General features: G+C 72.9%; 11 protein-coding genes. 3 read left to right on the top strand and 8 right to left on the bottom strand.

Going from position 1 to position 18,369, the window contains the following annotated elements; translation table 11 throughout:
* Positions 1-412 precede the first annotated feature (412 nt).
* Positions 413-1,207, top strand: a complete 795-nt coding sequence (lexA, locus tag ACZ5ID_RS00350) for a transcriptional repressor LexA (RefSeq protein WP_406554318.1) — start codon at positions 413-415, stop codon at positions 1,205-1,207.
* Between the two features lie 128 nt (positions 1,208-1,335).
* Here the strand turns inward: lexA and ACZ5ID_RS00345 are convergent, their stop codons facing one another.
* From ACZ5ID_RS00345 to ACZ5ID_RS00325, 5 genes are all read right to left on the bottom strand, one after another.
* Entirely contained in the window at positions 1,336-3,330 is a 1,995-nt protein-coding gene (locus ACZ5ID_RS00345) for an ATP-dependent DNA helicase (RefSeq protein WP_468892015.1), read from the bottom strand.
* 37 nt (positions 3,331-3,367) lie between these two features.
* A complete protein-coding gene (locus tag ACZ5ID_RS00340; RefSeq protein WP_468892013.1) occupies positions 3,368-5,242 on the bottom strand; it encodes an IucA/IucC family protein in 1,875 nt (624 codons plus the stop codon).
* Positions 5,243-5,347: 105 nt separating this feature from the next.
* Positions 5,348-6,163, bottom strand: coding sequence for a GNAT family N-acetyltransferase (locus ACZ5ID_RS00335; RefSeq protein WP_468893124.1), 816 nt, complete (start codon positions 6,161-6,163; stop codon positions 5,348-5,350).
* A 288-nt stretch (positions 6,164-6,451) separates the two neighbouring features.
* On the bottom strand, positions 6,452-8,386 hold the full coding sequence (locus tag ACZ5ID_RS00330) for an IucA/IucC family protein (RefSeq protein WP_468892011.1): 1,935 nt from the start codon (positions 8,384-8,386) through the stop codon (positions 6,452-6,454).
* Between the two features lie 30 nt (positions 8,387-8,416).
* Positions 8,417-9,823: a diaminobutyrate--2-oxoglutarate transaminase family protein gene (locus ACZ5ID_RS00325; protein WP_468892009.1), complete on the bottom strand. Its 1,407-nt coding sequence runs from the start codon at positions 9,821-9,823 to the stop codon at positions 8,417-8,419.
* A gap of 395 nt (positions 9,824-10,218) precedes the next feature.
* Here ACZ5ID_RS00325 and ACZ5ID_RS00320 point away from each other — a divergent pair, with 395 nt between their 5' ends.
* On the top strand, positions 10,219-11,442 hold the full coding sequence (locus tag ACZ5ID_RS00320) for a trypsin-like serine peptidase (RefSeq protein WP_468892007.1): 1,224 nt from the start codon (positions 10,219-10,221) through the stop codon (positions 11,440-11,442).
* Between the two features lie 209 nt (positions 11,443-11,651).
* The gene (locus tag ACZ5ID_RS00315; protein ID WP_468892006.1) at positions 11,652-12,821 is read left to right on the top strand and encodes a trypsin-like serine peptidase; all 1,170 of its coding nucleotides are present in this window, start codon (positions 11,652-11,654) and stop codon (positions 12,819-12,821) included.
* A 118-nt stretch (positions 12,822-12,939) separates the two neighbouring features.
* Here ACZ5ID_RS00315 and hflX read toward each other — a convergent pair whose 3' ends face one another.
* The 3 genes from hflX to ACZ5ID_RS00300 all read right to left on the bottom strand — a co-directional run bounded on the left by hflX (position 12,940) and on the right by ACZ5ID_RS00300 (position 18,250).
* Positions 12,940-14,445, bottom strand: a complete 1,506-nt coding sequence (hflX, locus tag ACZ5ID_RS00310) for a GTPase HflX (protein ID WP_468892004.1) — start codon at positions 14,443-14,445, stop codon at positions 12,940-12,942.
* 167 nt (positions 14,446-14,612) lie between these two features.
* Positions 14,613-16,082 (bottom strand): M1 family metallopeptidase, encoded by a 1,470-nt coding sequence (locus tag ACZ5ID_RS00305; RefSeq protein WP_468892002.1) that lies wholly within the window; start codon positions 16,080-16,082, stop codon positions 14,613-14,615.
* A gap of 80 nt (positions 16,083-16,162) precedes the next feature.
* On the bottom strand, positions 16,163-18,250 hold the full coding sequence (locus tag ACZ5ID_RS00300; protein ID WP_468892000.1) for a RelA/SpoT family protein: 2,088 nt from the start codon (positions 18,248-18,250) through the stop codon (positions 16,163-16,165).
* Between the last annotated feature and the right edge of the window lie 119 nt (positions 18,251-18,369).

The following is an 18,369-nucleotide window of genomic DNA, read 5'->3' as shown; positions in this document are numbered from 1 at the left end:
GGCAGCACCGGCGGCGGTCCGCCGGGACACCCCCGCCGCGGACCTCGCCCCGGGCGCGCCCGACCGCGTTTTCGGGCGACCGGATGGCAGACTGGGGCCCCGCGGAGCGCGGTACCGGCCCTCGCGTCACGGTCGTACGCACGCACGGTCCGGCGATGCGTCCGGTCGTCCGGAGGGCTGCCGCGCGGCGCGCCCCCAGGGGTATCGGCGTCGGTGGTGAAGGGTACCGTAATCGCCCGAAATGCCTGCGGTCCCGGGGTTCGACCGGGCCCCGGCGACTGGCGCCGCATACACCCGGCCTTATCGTCACGTCACGCGTTCTGCGATTTTTCACTCGAACGTGTGTTTGGCGCAACCTTTCGAAAGCTACTACCGTTGTCCAGCTAGGGAGACCATTTCGAGAGGGGCCGACGTGACCACCACCGCAGACAGTGCCACCATCACTGCCCAGGACCGCTCCCAGACCCGACTTGAGCCGGTGCATGCCATGAATGACGCAGTCACGAACCAGGAGGGCGGCGATCCCGCGCGGTCCACGCGCTCGCTGCCCGGGCGGCCTCCGGGCATCAGGGCGGACAGCTCCGGTCTCACCGACCGGCAGCGGCGGGTCATCGAGGTCATCCGCGACTCCGTCCAGCGCCGGGGGTACCCGCCGTCGATGCGGGAGATCGGTCAGGCGGTGGGTCTCTCCAGCACGTCCTCGGTCGCCCACCAGCTCATGGCCCTGGAGCGCAAGGGCTTCCTCCGCCGCGACCCCCACCGCCCCCGGGCGTACGAGGTGCGCGGCTCGGACCAGCCCAGCAGCCAGCAGACCGACACCACCGGCAAGCCCGCGGCCTCCTATGTGCCGCTGGTCGGCCGGATCGCCGCCGGTGGCCCCATCCTCGCCGAGGAGTCGGTCGAGGACGTCTTCCCCCTCCCCCGCCAGCTGGTCGGCGACGGCGAGCTCTTCGTCCTGAAGGTCGTCGGTGACTCGATGATCGAGGCCGCGATCTGTGACGGCGACTGGGTCACCGTGCGCCGCCAGCCGGTCGCGGAGAACGGCGACATCGTCGCCGCGATGCTGGACGGCGAAGCCACCGTGAAGCGGTTCAAGCGCGAGGACAACCACATCTGGCTCCTCCCGCACAACGCCGCGTACCAGCCCATCCCCGGCGACGAGGCGACCATCCTCGGCAAGGTGGTGGCAGTGCTGCGGCGGGTCTGACCGACCCGTCGGCAAGGACCGGCCCCGGGACCCACTGCGCCGGTCCCGGGGCCCTGCCGTGCCCCGGCGCGGCGTCCAGGGGTGGGGGGAACGGCGCGACCAGCCACAGACGACCCGCAGCCGAGGAACTACTTCCCCTCCCCCTTCGCCACCGCGTCGATCGCGGCGAGCGAGCGCCGCACCTGGTTGCGGTCCGTGGTGTACCAGAAGTCGGGCAGCGAAGCCCGCAGATAGCTTCCGTAGCGCGCGTTCGCCAGCCTCGGGTCGAGCACCGCGACCACGCCCCGGTCGCCCGTCGCCCGGACCAGCCGGCCCGCGCCCTGGGCCATCAGCAGCGCGGCATGGGTGGCCGCGACCGCCATGAAGCCGTTGCCGCCGTTCTGCTCCACCGCCTTCTGACGGGCGCTCATCAGCGGATCGTCGGGCCGGGGGAACGGGATTCGGTCCATGACCACCAGCTGGCAGCTCGCACCCGGCACGTCCACGCCCTGCCACAGCGACAGCGTGCCGAACAGACAGGTCTCCGGGTCACCCGCGAACGTCTTGATCAGCTCGCCCAGGGTGTCCTCGCCCTGGAGCAGGACCGGCTTGTCCAGCCGCCCGCGCAGCTCCTCGGCGGCGGCCTGGGCGCCCCGCATCGACGAGAAGAGGCCCAGGGTGCGGCCCCCGGCCGCCTCGACCAGCTCCGCCAGCTCGTCCATCATGTCGCCGCGCGAGCCCTCCCGGCCCGGGGTGGCCAGATGGCGGGCGACATAGAGGATGCCCTGCTTGGGATAGTCGAAGGGCGAGCCCACGTCGATGCCCTTCCACTGCGGCACGTCCTCGCCCTCGGTGCCCTCCGGCGCCAGGCCCAGCGAGGCTCCCACCCCGTTGAAGTCGCCGCCGAGCTTGAGCGTCGCCGAGGTGAGCACCACCGAGCGGTCCGCGAAGAGCTTCTCCCGCAGCAGCCCCGAGACGGAGAGCGGGGCGACCCGCAGCGAGGCGCCACTGTGCCGGTACGCGGCGCCGCCGCGGGGCTCGTGCCGCTCGTACCAGACCACGTCGTACTCGGAGCCGTTGGAGATCCGCTCCGCCACCGCGTGGACGCTCTCCACCGCCGCGAGGGCCTGCTTGCGCACCGCGTCCTCGTCCTGGACGGACTTGTCGCGGGTGGAGCCGAGCGCCGAGATCACCGTACGAGCGGCGTCGCGCAGCGCCATCAGCGCGTACCCCAGGTCCTCCGGGATCTCCTCAAGGCGGCCGGGCAGCGCGAGCTCCATCAGCCGCTCGAAGCCCTCGGCGGCGCTCTGGAGCTGGTCGGCGGCCTTCTCGTTGACGAGCTTGGCGGCCCGCCGCACCGCCCGGTTGACCTGCCCCGGGGTGAGCTCGCCCGTGGCGACGCCGGTGACGCGGGAGACCAGCTCGTGCGCCTCGTCGACGATCAGCACCTCGTGCTGCGGGAGCACCGGGGCGCCCTCGATCGCGTCGATCGCGAGCAGGGCGTGGTTGGTGACCACCACGTCCGACAGCTTGGCGCGCTCGCGGGCCATCTCCGCGAAGCACTCCGCCCCGTACGCGCACTTCGAGGCGCCCAGGCACTCGCGCGAGGAGACGGACACCTGGCCCCAGGCCCGGTCCGAGACTCCCGGCGTCAGATCGTCCCGGTCGCCGGTCTCCGTCTCGTCCGCCCAGTCCCGCATCCGCAGCAGGTCCTGCCCGAGCTTGCTGGTGGGCGCGGCGGCCTCGAACTGGTCGAAGAGCCCGTCCTCCTCCTCCTGCGGCACGCCCTCGTGGAGGCGGTGCAGGCAGAGGTAGTTCGAGCGGCCCTTGAGCATGGCGAACTCCGGGCGGCGCCGCAGCTGCGGATGCAGCGCGTCGACCGTACGCGGAAGATCACGCTCCACGAGCTGCCGCTGGAGCGCCAGGGTCGCCGTGGCCACCACGACGCGCTCGCCGTGCGCCAGCGCCGGCACCAGATAGCCCAGGGACTTTCCGGTGCCGGTGCCGGCCTGGACGAGCAGGTGGGAACCGCTGTCGATGGCGTCGGCGACGGCTGTGGCCATGGTGACCTGGCCGGGGCGCTCCAGGCCGCCGACGGCGGCGACGGCGGCGTGCAGGAGCTCGGGGAGAGATGGCTTCGTCATAGCCCGACCACCCTACGGGGCACCACTGACAATCCGATCACGCCGGCGGTGCGAGCGGGTTCGGGACGGTGCCCGCGACAGCCGCGTGCGGGCGCTCGGGGCGGTCCCGGTAGCCGTCGAGGTGCAGCCGGTTCCGGTTGAGGCAGAGCCGCTCGATCCTGGGCGTGAGCAGGTCGAACATCTCGTAGCGCTCCTTGAGCTCGGGGAACCTGGCCTGGTGGCGCAGGATCTCGTCACGCACCAGCGCCCAGAAGTCGCCCTCGGCGACGCCCAGGTGCTCCCGGCACAGCGGCGCGAGATGGCGGAAGACTCCGACGAAGAGGCCGGAGTGGATGAACTGGGTGAGGAAGGAGGGCGGCTCGGTGAGCAGGACGGCGCGTACGTCGTCGGGCATGGAGTCGTGCTCGGGCAGCGGTTCCGCGCTGACGTTGACGTCGTCCACGAAGTCCTTGATCGCCAGACGGACGGGCACGTCGTGCTGGTCGAAGACGACGATCGCGTTCTCGCCGTGCGGCGAGAAGACCGTCCCGTAGCGGTAGAGGAACCGCAGCAGCGGCGGCAGCATCGCACCGAACAGCCGGCGCAGCCAGACCCCGGGGGCGAGCCCCGAGCGGGCGACGAGCTCGGCGGTGAAGGCGCGTCCGCGCGGATCGGTGTGGAGCAGCGAGGCGAGCGTACGCGCGCGTTCACCGCCCGCCAGCCGGCTCTGCAGCGGCTCGCGCCAGATCGCTCCGAGCAGCTCCTTGTACTGGTACGGAACCTCGGCGAGGTGGTCGTACAGCGGGTGCTCGACCGCCACGGAGGCCACCTCTCCGAGCAGGATCACCCCGCATTCGTCGCGCAGGAACGGATCGGCGTCGCACAGGGCCTGCATCCAGGCCGTGACGGCGGGCGCGGCGAGCGTGCGCTCGGTCGGCAGTCCCCGCCAGACCAGCGTGTTCAGGATGGACAGCGGCAGCTTCACCGTGTGCCGCTCGGGACGCGTGGTGTTGAGGAAGGTCCGGATGGACTGCTGGGGCAGCCGGAGGTCGGTGTCGCCCGGCAGCGGGACGATCGCGCCGTCCGCGACGGCCGGGGCGAACAGCGGCAGGACCACCTCGTCCCACTGCCAGGGGTGGACGGGCAGATAGAGGTAGTCCTCGGGGGCGAGTCCACGGGCGCGCAGCGCGGCGGCGTAGCCCGCGCGGACCTCCGGGTCGAGCTCCCGGGCGTAGAGCCGGTCGGGCGTGGCGAGGGCGGCGACGCCCCGGTAGCGGGCGAGGTCGGTGCGGACGGCGATCCAGGGCAGCGGGGCGGCCCTGCGGGCCTCGGGGGCCCAGCGGGCGGCGTCGGCGGCCGAGAACCCGACCCGGCCCTTGTTCAGGACGAGCCAGGGATGCCCGGTCTGGTGGCCCTCCAGCTCCGCGTACCCGAGCTCCGCGAGGCGGGCGGCGGACAGCGCGGTGTGGTCGAGGCGGGTGTCGGCGGCGAGGGTGGCCGTGAGCTCGCCGACGAGGTGGCCGAAGGTGGCGCCGTCGAGTCCGAGCGTGCGGCGGGCCCGGGTGAGGAAGGCGAGCGGGTCGGTGAAGGGCCGTCCGCCGTGGGTGACGGAGTCGGCGTCGACGAGCCAGTCGTCGTACGCGCCGCGCCGGGCGCGGAAGGTGAGGGCGGAGCCGTCGTCCAGCGCCTGCGTGTACGTGCCGTGTTCCCGCCGGGGCCCGCCCGGCTCCCCGGGGCCGTCCTTTGGGCCGTGGTCCTCGCCGCCGCTCTCGCGCCGCGCGACCGGCTCGATGATCCCTTCGTACGCGAAGGCGCCGAGCATCTTGGCGAGCAGTCGGCGGGCCGCGCGGTCCCAGGCCTCGCGGTTCAGCTCGGGCGGGACGAGCAGTTCCTCCCGTTCTTCGGAATCATCGGGGACAAGCGGGTTCGGCAAGGCGACTCCTCGGGGTGGAACCGGTTCGGTTCGAGCGGTGTATGCAGGGCAGCGGGTGGTTCGCGGCACGCCGCGGGGGGTGCTCGGCGGCGGCTCGCGGCGGGTTCACAGCAGGTTCCTCAGCGCGCGGTCGCGGACCATGAGCGCGGCCCGCTTGTCGGGAAGGTCGACCTCCGCGGCGTACCGGAAGCCCGCGCTCAGAAAGGCGGAGACGGAGGGGGTGTTGCGCAGATCGGGCTCGGCGACCACCCGGGGACAGAGCGGCCGGTTGTCGAGGACGAGATCGGCGACGGCCCGCAGCAGCGCGGTCCCGACCCCGCGCCCGCGGTCCGCGACACCACCGATGAGGAGGTGGATGCCGGTGTCGTGCGGACGCGCCGGGTAGTACCGGGCGAGCGGGTCGAGATCGGCCCGGTAGATCTCCCAGTAGCTCATCGGAACGCCGTCGAGCAGCCCGAGACACGGCACGCTCCGCCCGTCGCCGTCGAGTTGGGGCCGCAGATGGGCCGCCGTGACCGAGTCGGGCCCCGCGAGCTCCCAGAAGGCGGCCACGGCGGGGTCGTTCATCCAGGCGCTCAGAAGCGGGAGGTCACGCTCGACGCGTACCGGGACGAGGTGGAGGAGGCCGACGGGGGTGGTGGTCGGCCCCCACTCCCCCGGGCAGTCGAGCAGACCGTCCCCGTGGGGGTGGGGGGCGAAGGGCGAGAGGAGGGGGGATCTGAAGGGGGGCGGGACGGCGGGAGCGGGGACGGCCGGATTCGCGGGGCCGGCCGGCGGGGCGCCGGGGGCCGGTGTGGCGGGGGCCGGTGTGGCGGAGGCCCAGGGGCCGGGTCCCGGGACGCCCTGCTCGGAGCCCCCGCCCACGTCGGCCCCCCAGCCGTCCCCGTCCAGGCGGTCACGGTCCAGGCGGTCACCGTCCATAAGGTCACGGCCCAGGCAGTCACCGGTCAGGGCGTCGGCGGTCACCGCGTCCATGGGCTCCGCCTCAGCCGCCTCGGCTTCGAGGCCCCTCACCCCGGGTGCGCCTCCCGTGCCACCCCCCGCACTCCCCCCGCCGCCTCCCGCCTCCGCCCTGGACTCCCCGAACAGCGCGACGAGTTCATAGGGCAGTCGCATGTCCAGGGTGTCCTCACCGCCGGACTGGGGGGTGGGACCGGCTCCGGCGTCGGTGCTCGCATCGGTGGGAGGCACGGCGACGCTCCTCTCTCGTCAGTCAGCTGTTCGTGGGGATGAGGTTCCGCTGCGGTGGAGGGGGTTGGCGATGGTGACGTAGACCGACTGGGTGTCGACCGGGCCGACTAGTTCGTCGAGGCCGTGCAGCCGGGTCATGAGGTTGGCCTTGCAGCGCAGGGCCGGGCTGTCCAGCAGTTGCGCGGGCAGCGGTGAGCCGAGCGCGGTGGCCTTGGCCAGGAACTGGCGCAGGGCGGCGAGGAGCACCCGCTCGTCGGCCAGGCGCTGGGCGCCGAACGCCCCGACGAGGCCGAGGACGTTGTTGATGCCGAGGTAGTAGGCGAAGCGCTCGTCGGTGACGGCGTCGGAGACGAAGGTGTCGCTGGTGGCGCCGACCCCGGGCAGCCGGCGTTCGAGGGCGTCCCGGAAGGACTCGCGGAAGTAGTAGCCCTGGTTGTCGCGGTAGCGCCCGCCCACCGGCCAGCCGTCGGGGTCCAGCAGGACGAGCGTGTTCTGCTGGTGGGCCTCCAGCGCGATCCCGGCCGTGGCGTCCAGCCAGAGCACGGGGCGGACGACCTGGTCGAGGTAGCGCAGGAACCACTCGGCGGCCACGGCCGGGACCGGCCGGCCGGTACGGGCGGCGAGCCCGGCCACGATGTTCGCGAGCCGTGAGTGCATCGCGGTCCCGGGGCGGCCGGGCAGCGGGCGCGGCGCGGTCAGGGCCGCGATGCAGACGGCGTCGTCGCCGGGGCCGAACGGGTTGTGCCGGATCATCACGTCGAGCCCGGGCACCGGCGGGCCGTCCGGCGCGTCGACCGCCAGCCAGGCCGGGTCGCGGACGATGTCGAACCCGGGGTGGGCCGCCTGCCACTGCTCGGCGAGGCCGGAGCACAGCAGCCGGTGGACCTCCACGCCCCGGTGGAGCTCCTTGCGGAGGTTCTCCCGGCGGGAGTTGGTGATGCGCAGCCCGAGGGAGAGCTTGAGCATGGTGTCGGCGCCGGGCCGGTGCACCGTACGTACGGAGGAGGTGGGGTACCAGGGTTCGCCGTACGGGCCGAGGTCGCGCAGGAGCCCGGCGTCGATCAGTTCGGCGACGTCCGGCCGGTGGGTGAGCTCACGGGCCTGCCAGGGGTGCAGGGGCAGTGCCACGGCGTTCGCCGGGACGGGGAGGCCGGTGCGGAAACGGGCGGTGAGCTCCTCGGCGGTGACGGGACGGCCGTTGTCCGTCCACGCCGAGTCGGAGGCGAGCACGGTACGGTCGACGGCCATCCAGTGGAGCGGGAAGGAGCCGTACAACTCGGGTGAGTAGCGCCGCACTTCGGCCTCGGAGAGACCCTCGCGGCTCTTCGGGGTGGGGTGCAGGGGGTGGCCGAGGAGGAGGGACTGCTCGGCGGAGAGGAAGAGGTCGGCCTCGTCGGCGGGCCCGGGGCGGTCGCGGCGTTCGGCGATGAACTGGGCGGTGCGCCGCACCGAGTCGGCAACGCGGCCCACCAGGTCGGCGCCCTCGCCGCGGCCGGACTCGCGGTTGATCAGGGCCGCGACGGTGACGGCGTCGACGGCCGGGGCGCCGTGCGGCGCGCCCTCCAGCTCCGGCATGCCGAAGCGGTGCCAGCCGGTGGCCGACCAGTACCGGACGGGGACGAGCAGGGCGGTGCCGCTGGCGCCCAGCGGGATGCGCAGCAGGGGCCCTTCGGGTGCGGCGAGGCCGTTCTCCCGTACCCAGCAGCGGAGCAGGTTCTCGACGGCCGCGGCCTCGGCGGCGGCGTACGGGTCCGGGTCGTCGAGCGGCTCCCGGTCGGGGTGCTCCCGCCCCGGGGCCCCCTGGGGGTCCCGCTCGGCCGGGCCGTCGTCGCAAAGCCGTTCGCCGTGGATCCCCGCCTTCTGGCGCGGCACCGTCTCTGCCACGAGAGGGCCGCGGGGGACGGTGGGGCGGCCGGGGCCGTCGGGCGCGTGGGGCGCGGGGGTGCGGTTCACGGTGGGCTTCCTTGGGTGGGGGACCGGGGGTCAGCGGGACGGCCCGGTGTGGTTGCGGTGACGGGCCGCGCGCTCCGCGGCGGCGAGGGCGTCGGCCAGCCGGTCGAGGACGGCGACCGCCTGTTCGTCGGTGAGGGTGAGGGGGGGCAGCAGGCGTACGACGCTGGAGTGCCGGCCGCCGAGTTCGACGATGAGGCCGCGGCGCAGGCACTCCCGCCGAACCGCGGTGGCCAGCTCGGGCGCGGCGGTCGCGGTGCCGGTGCGGGGGTCCTCCTGCTCGGGGTCGACGAGCTCCACGCCGATCATCAGGCCCCGGCCGCGGACGTCGCCGATGCTGCGGTGGTCGGCGGCCAGGCCCTGGAGCCGGGCGAGCATCCGGGCGCCGAGCAGGGCCGCGCGTTCGGCGAGCCGGTTCTCCCGGACGTAGGCGAGGGTCGCGGTGCCCGCGGCCATGGCGAGCTGGTTGCCGCGGAAGGTGCCCGCGTGGGCGCCGGGCTCCCAGACGTCGAGGTCGTCGCGGTAGACGATCACGGCGAGCGGCAGGGAGCCGCCGATGGCCTTGGACAGCACCATCACATCGGGGACGATCCCGCTGTGCTCGACGGCCCAGAAGGCGCCGGTGCGCCCGACGCCGGTCTGCACCTCGTCGGCGATGAGCGGGATGGAGCGGGCGGCGGTGATCTCCCTCATCCGGCGCATCCAGGAGTCGGGCGCCGGGTTCACACCGCCCTCCCCCTGCACCGGCTCGACGATCATCGCGGCCGGGGCGGGCACCCCGCCCTTGGGGTCGTCGAGCAGGCTCTCGGTCCAGCGGGCGGCGAGTTCGGCGCCGCGCTCGCCGCCCACGCCGTACGGACAGCGGTAGTCGAGCGGGTAGGGCAGCCGGGTGACCCGGGCGGTGGAGGCGCCGCCCGAGGCGTCGAGGGCGCCGGCCGTCATGCCGTGGTACGCCCCGGTGAAGGCGAGCAGTCCGCCGCGGCCGGTCGCGGTGCGGACCAGCTTCAGCGCGGCCTCGACCGCGTCGGTGCCGGCCGGGCTGCAGAACTGGATCCGCGCGCGGTCGGCCAGCGCGCCCGGCAGGCTGGTGAACAGCTCGGTGGTGAAGGCGTCCTTGATGGGGGTGGCCAGGTCGAGCGCGTGCAGCGGGGCACCGGAGTCGAGGACCTTGCGGACGGCTTCGAGCACGACCGGGTGGTTGTGGCCGAGGGCCAGGGTGCCCGCGCCCGCCAGGCAGTCGAGGTAGCGCCGCCCGTCGGCCCCTTCGATGGTCAGCCCGCGGGCCCGCACGGGCACGATCGGCATCGAGCGGGCGTACGTCCGCGCGGCCGACTCCCGCAGGGACTGCCGCCGCAGGATGCCCTCGTGGGCGGGCGGGGTCCGCGGCGGTGTGGTCGGAAGCTCGGCCGGGGGTACCGGCGCGGATTCGGTCACGGCCACGAGTTCTGGTCCTCCCACGGTGGGCTCTGCGCTGTGCGTGCCAGCCGTGCCGGGAGCCTGTGACGGTTCCGTGGCACGTCCGTTGCCCGGTGCGAACGGCGGGGCTGAAGGCTGGCGCGGTGTCCCCCGTACGTACCAACGACGCGGGGGGCCGGGGATCACGGGCAATGGCGAAGATCCTTGCGAACCGGAACCGCGGCCCTGCCGCACACCGTCCCAACCGGCACCGGCATAGTGGGGGCCGCGCTTCGGCCGGTGCTTTTCGGCCGGGGCGGGGTGGACCGAAGGCTTTCAGCGGGCCGGCGGTCCGCTCCCGTGGCAACAGGCGGTGGAGCGGAGGTCGCTGCACCGCGCATCAGCAGTCTCAGTACCGAAGTCCCAGGGGGATCAAGAACATGCGACCGACACGTCCGAACTCCGCGGCACGTGGTGGGAGGGGCGCGCACCGCCGCACCTCCCCGGTGCTGGCCGCGCTCGGCCTCACGGCCGCTCTCGCCCTGACCGCCACCGCGTGCGGTCCGGGCGGCGACGACAAGGCCGACGGCAAGCCGACCGCTTCGGCGACGAGCGGCGACGACGGCCTCCAGATCCCGGACGACATCAAGGACCGGCTCAAGAAGCACGGCATCGACCCGGACAAGTGGAAGAACGGCGAGTGGAAGAACTGGGACAAGTCCAAGTGGCTCCGTGAGGCCAGGGACTTCGTCAACCCGATCATCCAGGACCTGTGGGACCCGGACCGGATGCGCAAGGCCGAGAAGCCCCCGCAGAAGCCCGTCCCCAACGACATCTCGGGCGACAAGGGCGTGACGGACCCGACCCCGAAGCCGGTCAGGGCGCGCGCCCAGAAGGCTCCGTACCACGAGAGCCTGCCGGAGCTCGGCAAGCTCTTCTTCGACGGTCCCGAGGGCTCGATGGTCTGCTCCGCGACCGTCGTGAAGGACCCGGCGCACCCCGGCAAGTCCAACATGGTCTGGACGGCGGGCCACTGCGTCCACGCGGGCGCCAAGGGCGGCTGGTACCGCAACATCGCCTTCGTCCCCTCGTACAACAACGCCGATATGCCGCTCGCGCAGTTGCGCAAGGCGACCCGGCAGCAGATAGCGCCGTACGGCGTGTTCTGGGCGGACTGGGCGCAGACCTCGCAGCAGTGGATCCAGGGCGGCGGCCCGACCGGCGGCCAGGGCGCGCCGTACGACTTCGCGGTGCTCCACGTCACCCCGGAGAAGGGCAAGGGCGGCAAGTCCCTGGAGGAGACCGTGGGCGCGGCCCTGCCGGTGGACTTCAACGCCCCGGCCGTGCCGAAGATCGCGAGCATGACGGCGAACGGCTACCCGGCCGCCCCGCCGTACGACGGCCAGAAGCTGTACCAGTGCAAGGACAGGCCGGGCCGTCTCTCGCTCGACGCCGGCGCCCCGACGATGTACCGCCTGGGCTGCACCATGACCGGCGGCTCCTCCGGCGGCGGCTGGATCGCGGCGGGCGCCGACGGCAAGCCCGCGCTGGTCTCCAACACCTCCATCGGCCCGGTGACGGCCGGCTGGCTGGCGGGTCCGCGGCTGGGCCCCGAGGCCAAGGGCGTGTACGACTCGGTCAGCACCAAGTACGCGGGCCGCTAGGCTCTCCGGGTCCGGGAGCTCTCCACGAGAGCTCCCGGACCTGTGTGCGAGTCCCCCACGTGCTACCGGCATAGTGGGGGCTGCGGAACGGCGGTTCCGGAAGACCCCGTTCCTCCATATGACATGCCCATGGCGGCACGCTGATCCGGCGTGCCGCCGGGCGTGCGCCGCAGAACAAAGTACGAGCAATCTCAGGGGGAATCGTTTCCATGCGATCCATACGTCCGCTGCTGGCCTCCACGGGCCTCGCGGCGGCACTCGCGCTGACGGCCACCGCGTGCGGCCCCGGCGACGACGGCGCGGACAGCAAGCCGTCCGCGTCGAGCACCGCCCCGGGCAGGGACGGCCAGGGACTTCCCGACGACGTCGCCGGCGCCCTCAAGAAGCACGGTGTCGACCTCGACAAGTGGAAGAACGGCGAGTGGAAGAACTGGGACAAGTCCACCTGGCTCCGTGAGGCCAGGGACTTCGCCAACCCGGTCATCGCCGGACTGTGGAAGCCCGAGCGGATGAAGTCCGCCAAGGACCCGCAGAAGACCATGGCCGCCGGTGACGTCAACGGCGACCCCGGCATCAGCGACCCGGAGCCCCGGCCGGTCAAGGCCAAGGCCGAGAGCCTGCCGTACCACAACTACGCCGCCCCGGTCGGCAAGGTCTTCTTCGACTCCCCCAAGGGCTCCATGGTGTGCTCGGGCACCGTCGTGAAGGACCCCGCCCACCCCGGCAAGTCCAACCTCGTCTGGACCGCCGGCCACTGCGTCCACTCGGGCGCCCAGGGCGGCTGGTACCGCAACATCGCCTTCGTCCCGGCCTACAACGACCAGGGCAAGTCGGCCGCGCAGCTGCGCACCGCCGACTCGCAGGAGATCGCCCCCTACGGCGCCTACTGGGCCGACTGGGCCTCCACCTCCGGTGAGTGGATCAACGGTGGCGGTCCCACCGGCGGCACCGGCGCCCCGTACGACTACGCCGTGCTGCATGTGAAGCCGGAGCGCGGCACCAAGTCGCTCGAGGAGACCGTCGGCAACGCGCTGACCGTCAACTTCTCGACGCCCGCCGCGCACTCCGTCTCCGCGATGGGCGCCTGGGGCTATCCGGCGGCGCCGCCGTACGACGGCCTGCAGATGTTCAAGTGCGTCGACCGCCCCGGCCGGCTCTCGATCGCCCCCGGTACGCCCGCGATGTACCGCATCGGCTGCACCATGACCGGCGGCTCCTCGGGCGGCGGCTGGTTCATCACCGGCAGCAGCGGCAAGGCGGAGCTGGTCTCCAACACCTCGATCGGCCCGGTCACCTCGGGCTGGCTGGCCGGACCGCAGCTGGGCCCCGGCGCCCAGCAGATCTTCACGCAGATGAGCCAGAAGTACGGCGGCCGGTAGGACCGACCGCTGACGCCTGACAGCTTTTGACGACCAAGGCCCGCCCCCTCGTACGGAGGGGGCGGGCCTTGGTTCGTCCGTGCGCGCGGACCGGTCGCTGCCCGGCCCGCGCGCGCGGTCAGTGCTTGGCCGGAACGAACGGAGCGAGCTCCGCCGCCAGCACCTCGTGCACCCGCGCCTTGAGCAGCGTGCCCTCCGGGGTGTGCTCCTCGGAGATGACCTCGCCCTCGGCGTGCGCCCGCGAGATCAGCTGTCCCTGCGTGTACGGCACGAGGGCCTCGATCTCGACCTCCGGGCGCGGCAGTTCGGCGTCGATGATGCCGAGCAGCTGCTCGATGCCCATGCCCGTACGCGCGGAGACCGCGATGGAGTGCTTCTCGATCCGCAGCAGGCGCTGGAGGACCAGCGGGTCGGCCGCGTCCGCCTTGTTGATCACCACGATCTCGGGCACGTCGACCGCGCCCACGTCGCGGATGACCTCGCGCACGGCGGCCAGCTGCTCCTCCGGGGCCGGGTGCGAGCCGTCCACCACGTGCAGGATCAGATCGGAGTCGCCGACCTCCTCCATGGTGGAGCGGAACGCCTCGACCAGGTGGTGCGGGAGGTGCCGGACGAACCCGACGGTGTCGGCCAGGGTGTAGAGCCGCCCGCTGGGCGTCTCGGCCCGGCGCACGGTCGGGTCGAGGGTGGCGAACAGCGAGTTCTCCACCAGTACGCCCGCGCCCGTGAGACGGTTGAGCAGCGAGGACTTGCCGGCGTTGGTGTATCCCGCGATCGCGACCGAGGGGACCTTGTTGCGACGGCGCTCCTGGCGCTTGATCTCGCGGCCGGTCTTCATCTCCGCGATCTCCCGGCGCATCTTCGCCATCTTCTCGCGAATGCGGCGCCGGTCCGTCTCGATCTTGGTCTCACCGGGACCACGGGTGGCCATGCCGCCGCCGGACGAACCGGAACCGCCACCACCCATCTGACGGGACAGCGACTGGCCCCAGCCGCGCAGCCTGGGCAGCATGTACTGCATCTGGGCCAGCGAGACCTGCGCCTTGCCCTCACGGGACTTGGCGTGCTGGGCGAAGATGTCGAGGATCAGGGCGGTCCGGTCGACCACCTTCACCTTGACGACGTCTTCCAGATGGATCAGCTGGCCGGGGCTGAGCTCACCGTCGCAGACGACGGTGTCGGCGCCGGACTCCAGGACGATGTCCCGCAGCTCCTGCGCCTTGCCGGAGCCGATGTAGGTGGCCGGGTCGGGCTTGTCGCGGCGCTGGTAGACGCCGTCGAGCACCATGGCGCCCGCCGTCTCGGCGAGGGCCGCGAGCTCCGCCAGCGAGTTCTCCGCGTCCTTGAGCGTCCCCGTGGTCCAGACGCCCACCAGCACGACGCGCTCCAGGCGCAGCTGGCGGTACTCGACCTCGGTGACGTCCTCCAGCTCGGTGGAGAGGCCCGCCACGCGCCGCAGGGCGGCGCGCTCGGAGCGGTCGAGCTGCTCGCCGTCCCGCTCGCCGTCGATCTCGTGGCTCCAGGCGACGTCCTCTTCCATCAGGGCATCGGCCCGAAGGCTCTCGGTGCGGTTCTTCTCCGCGAAGCTCTGCTCGTCCTGGGAAGGGGATGAAGAGGAGGTCATTGGATCCTTACGTCGTTGGAGTTGCGCTTATGCCGGTCACAACGCGTAGTGGACCCGAAAGATTCCCGAACGGAATCCGGCCCCGGCAGCGGTACCGACCCGACGATGGTCCCACGGTGCCGCCCGGGCCGTCACGCGGGTTTTCCGGGGCCCGCGGGGGTCCCGCCCTACGGCCGGGGTACGGGTACGCGCCCCGTGACCGGCGCGGCGGCCTGCCAGTCCGGGTGGCCGGGCATGGGCGGCGTCTTCGCCCCGTACAGCCAGCCCCGGAGGAACGGCGCGAGATCGCGTCCGGCGACCTGGGATGCGAGGTCGACGAAGTCGGCGGTGCTGGCCGTGCCGTCCCGGTGCTCGCTCACCCAGCGTCGCTCCAGCTCGCCGAAGCTCGCCACCCCGATCTCCTGCCGCAGCGCGTACAGCACCAGCGCGCTCCCGTCGTAGACCACCGGCCGGAAGATGCTGATCTTCTGCCCGGGGGCCGGCGGCTTGGGGGCGGCGGGCGGCCCGCCCGCGGCGCGCCAGCTGTCGGAGCGGCGGTAGGCCTCGCGCATCCGCGTCTCCATCGACCGCTTGCCGTACTCCTCGGCGTACCGCGCCTCGTACCAGGTGGCGTGCCCCTCGTTGAGCCAGAGGTCGGACCACGCGCGCGGGGAGACGCTGTCGCCGAACCAGTGGTGCGCCAGCTCGTGGACCATCACCGAGTCCACGTACCACTCCGGGAACCCGGGACGTACGAACAGCGAGCGCTCGAAGAGCGACAGGGTCTGGGTCTCCAGCTCGAACCCGGTGTCGGCGCCGGCGATGAGGACGCCGTACGTCTCGAAGGGGTACGGCCCGACCTGCTTCTCCATCCAGGTGATCTCGGCGGGGGTCTTCCTCAGCCAGCGCGCCAGCCGCTGCCGGTCGGCGGCCGGGACGACATCGCGCAGAGGCAGCCCGTGCGGCCCCTCCTGGCGCACCACCGCCGAGCGCCCGATGGACACCTGGGCGAGCTCGGTCGCCATCGGGTGTTCGGTGCGGTACGTGGAGACGGTCCGGGCCGCCGCCCGCGTCCGGCCGGTCTCCAGCCCGTTGGCGACGACCGTGTACTCCGCGGGGGCGTCCACCCGGAAGGTGAACATCGCCTTGTCGGAGGGATGGTCGTTGCACGGGAAGACGCGATGGGCGGCGTCGGCCTGGTTGGCCATGACGAGACCGTCGGTGGTGCGCACCCAGCCGCCGTCCTGGCCCGCGCCCGGGTCGCTGGTGTGCCGGACGGTGATCCGCAGCTCCTCTCCCGGGTACACCGGGCGGGGCGGAGTGATCACCAGGTCCTCGTCGGCGGTCGCGAACCCGGCCTCCTGGCCGTTGACCTCGACGCCGTGGACGGTGCCGCGCGCGAAGTCGAGGTTGATGTGCTCCAGCCACCCGGTGACGCGCGCGTCGATGGTGGTCACGGCCTCCAGGGGCTTGCTGTTGTCGCCCTGATAGGTGAATCCGATGTCGTACGCGAGGACGTCGTACCCCGGGTTGCCCAGACCCGGGAAGAGCGGGTCGCCGATTCCGGCCGGGGCCGGCGGCGGCGGGGCGGCGGCCAGGACACAGGCGGCTGCGGTGGCCAGCAGAGCGGCACGCACACGGCGTGAGGAGAGCAGCATGCCCTACCGCTACCAGTCCGCCGCGCGAGGACGGGGCCGACGCGCACCACCTCCACCCGAACGAGCGTCGGGCCGTCGACTCAGCCCGCCGCGGCCGGGTGCTGCGCGCGGCTCACGTCGTACACCCCGGGTACATCGCGCATCACGCGCATGAGGCCGGGCAGTTCGGCGGCGTCGGACAACTGGAGGGTGTAGGTGTGCCGCACCCGCTGTTCGCTGGGGGGTTCGACGGTGGCGGAGACGATCGCGACGCCCGCGGTGGCGATTGCCTCGGTGAGGTCGGCGAGCAGCCGGGGCCGGCCGAAGGCCTCGGCGACCAGCGTGACCCGGCAGGCGGCGCTGTCGCCCCAGCGCACCCCGACCCTGGCCCGCCCCAGCGCCGTCATCCGGGCGACCGCCGGGCACTCCTCGCGGTGCACGGTCACGGCGCCGCCGCGCACCGCGAAGCCGGTGACCGCGTCCGGCGGCACCGGCGTACAGCACCCCGCGAGCCGTACCGTCGCGCCCGGCAGGTCGGTGACGGCGTTGGCGGCGCTGCGCCGGTCGGTGGTGACGGAGACCTGCGGGCGGGGTGCGGCGGCCGGGACCTTGACCCCTTCGGGGTGGGCGGCGAGCCAGCCGGTGATGGCGATCCGCGCGGCCGGGGTCCTGGCGTGGTCGAGCCAGTCCGGGGAGGGCCCGGAGGCGGCGTCCTGGGCGAGCAGCAGCTGCACGGTGTCGCCGTCGCTCAGGACGGTGCTGAGCGTCGCCAGACGGCCGTTGACGCGCGCGCCGATGCAGCCGTGGGCGTCCTCGCCGTACTGGGCGTAGGCGGCGTCCACACAGCTCGCCCCGGCCGGCAGGGGGAGGGTGCGGCCGTCGGCGCCGAAGACGGTGATCTCGCGGTCCTGTGCGAGCTCCTCGCGCAGGGAGGACCAGAAGGTGTCGGGGTCCGGTGCGTTCTGCTGCCAGTCCAGGAGGCGGGAGAGCCAGCCGGGGCGGGTGGGGTCCTCGCGTTCGTCGGCCGCCGGGTCGGCGCCGTCACCGGGCCCGCCCCCGGCGTACGGATTGCCCAGCGCGACGACGCCGGCCTCGGCCACCTTGTGCATCTGGTGGGTGCGGATGAGGACCTCGGCGACCGCGCCGTCGGTGCTCGCCACCGCCGTGTGCAGCGACTGGTACAGGTTGAACTTGGGGGCGGCGATGAAGTCCTTGAACTCGGAGATCACCGGCGTGAAGCAGGTGTGCAGCTCGCCGAGGACCGCGTAGCAGTCGGCGTCCTCGGAGACCAGGACGAGCAGCCGGCCGAGGTCGGTGCCGCGCAGCTCCCCGCGTTTGAGCTGGACACGGTGGACGGAGACGAAGTGCCGTGGCCTGATCATGACTTCGGCGCTGATGCCCGCCTCGCGCAGGACGGCCCGCACCCCGTCCGCGATGGTGGTCAGCGGGTCCTCGGTGCCGGAGTGGGCCGCGATCAGCGCCCGGGTGTGCTCGTACTCCTCGGGGTGGAGGATGGCGAAGACCAGGTCCTCCAGTTCGGTCTTGAGGGCCTGTACGCCCAGCCGTTCGGCCAGCGGGATCAGCACGTCACGGGTGACTTTCGCGATCCTGGCCTGCTTCTCCGGGCGCATCACGCCCAGGGTGCGCATGTTGTGCAGCCGGTCCGCGAGTTTGATCGACATGACGCGTACGTCGTTGCCGGTGGCGACGAGCATCTTGCGGAACGTCTCGGGTTCGGCCGCCGCCCCGTAGTCGACCTTCTCCAGTTTGGTGACGCCGTCGACCAGATAGCTGACCTCCTCGCCGAACTCCGCCCGTACCTGATCGAGCGTCACCTCGGTGTCCTCGACGGTGTCGTGGAGCAGCGAGGCGGTCAACGTGGTGGTCTCGGCGCCGAGTTCGGCGAGGATGAGGGTGACGGCCAGCGGATGCGTGATGTAGGGCTCGCCGCTCTTGCGGAACTGGCCGCGATGGGACGTTTCCGCCAGCACGTACGCGCGTCGGAGCACCGCCAGGTCGGCGTCGGGGTGGTGGGCCCGGTGCGCCTCGGCGACGTGCCCGATGGCGTCGGGCAGCCGGTCGCGGGATGTGGGGCCCAGCACGGCGGCCCGGCCCAGCCTGCGGAGGTCGATCCTGGGGAGGCCGCGTCGGCGGCTCTGCGCGTCAGGATTCGTGGCCTCTGCACTCATGGGGGCACCTCCGGCGGCATCGACCGGCGGTGGAAAGGCAGGCGTGCCCTCCGGGCCGGTGCTTGATGCTACCGACCCCACCACGTGGCGCAGTCCGCCTCTCGCCCAGCGTGAACCGG

The sequence above is a fragment of the Streptomyces sp. NPDC031670 genome (assembly GCF_055580545.1).
The sequence above is the reverse complement of the archived record's forward strand: the minus strand, read 5'-3'. Positions and strand labels throughout refer to the sequence as shown.

Excerpts from the sequence above, each read along its gene's own strand:
- ACZ5ID_RS00345 (WP_468892015.1), bottom strand. The coding sequence starts at position 3,330 with ATGACGAAGCCATCTCTCCCCGAGCTCCTGCACGCCGCCGTCGCCGCC.
- ACZ5ID_RS00335 (WP_468893124.1), bottom strand. The coding sequence starts at position 6,163 with ATGGACGGTGACCGCCTGGACCGTGACCGCCTGGACGGGGACGGCTGG.
- ACZ5ID_RS00320 (WP_468892007.1), top strand. The coding sequence starts at position 10,219 with ATGCGACCGACACGTCCGAACTCCGCGGCACGTGGTGGGAGGGGCGCG.
- ACZ5ID_RS00315 (WP_468892006.1), top strand. The coding sequence starts at position 11,652 with ATGCGATCCATACGTCCGCTGCTGGCCTCCACGGGCCTCGCGGCGGCA.
- hflX (WP_468892004.1), bottom strand. The coding sequence starts at position 14,445 with ATGACCTCCTCTTCATCCCCTTCCCAGGACGAGCAGAGCTTCGCGGAG.
- ACZ5ID_RS00305 (WP_468892002.1), bottom strand. The coding sequence starts at position 16,082 with ATGCTGCTCTCCTCACGCCGTGTGCGTGCCGCTCTGCTGGCCACCGCA.
- ACZ5ID_RS00300 (WP_468892000.1), bottom strand. The coding sequence starts at position 18,250 with ATGAGTGCAGAGGCCACGAATCCTGACGCGCAGAGCCGCCGACGCGGC.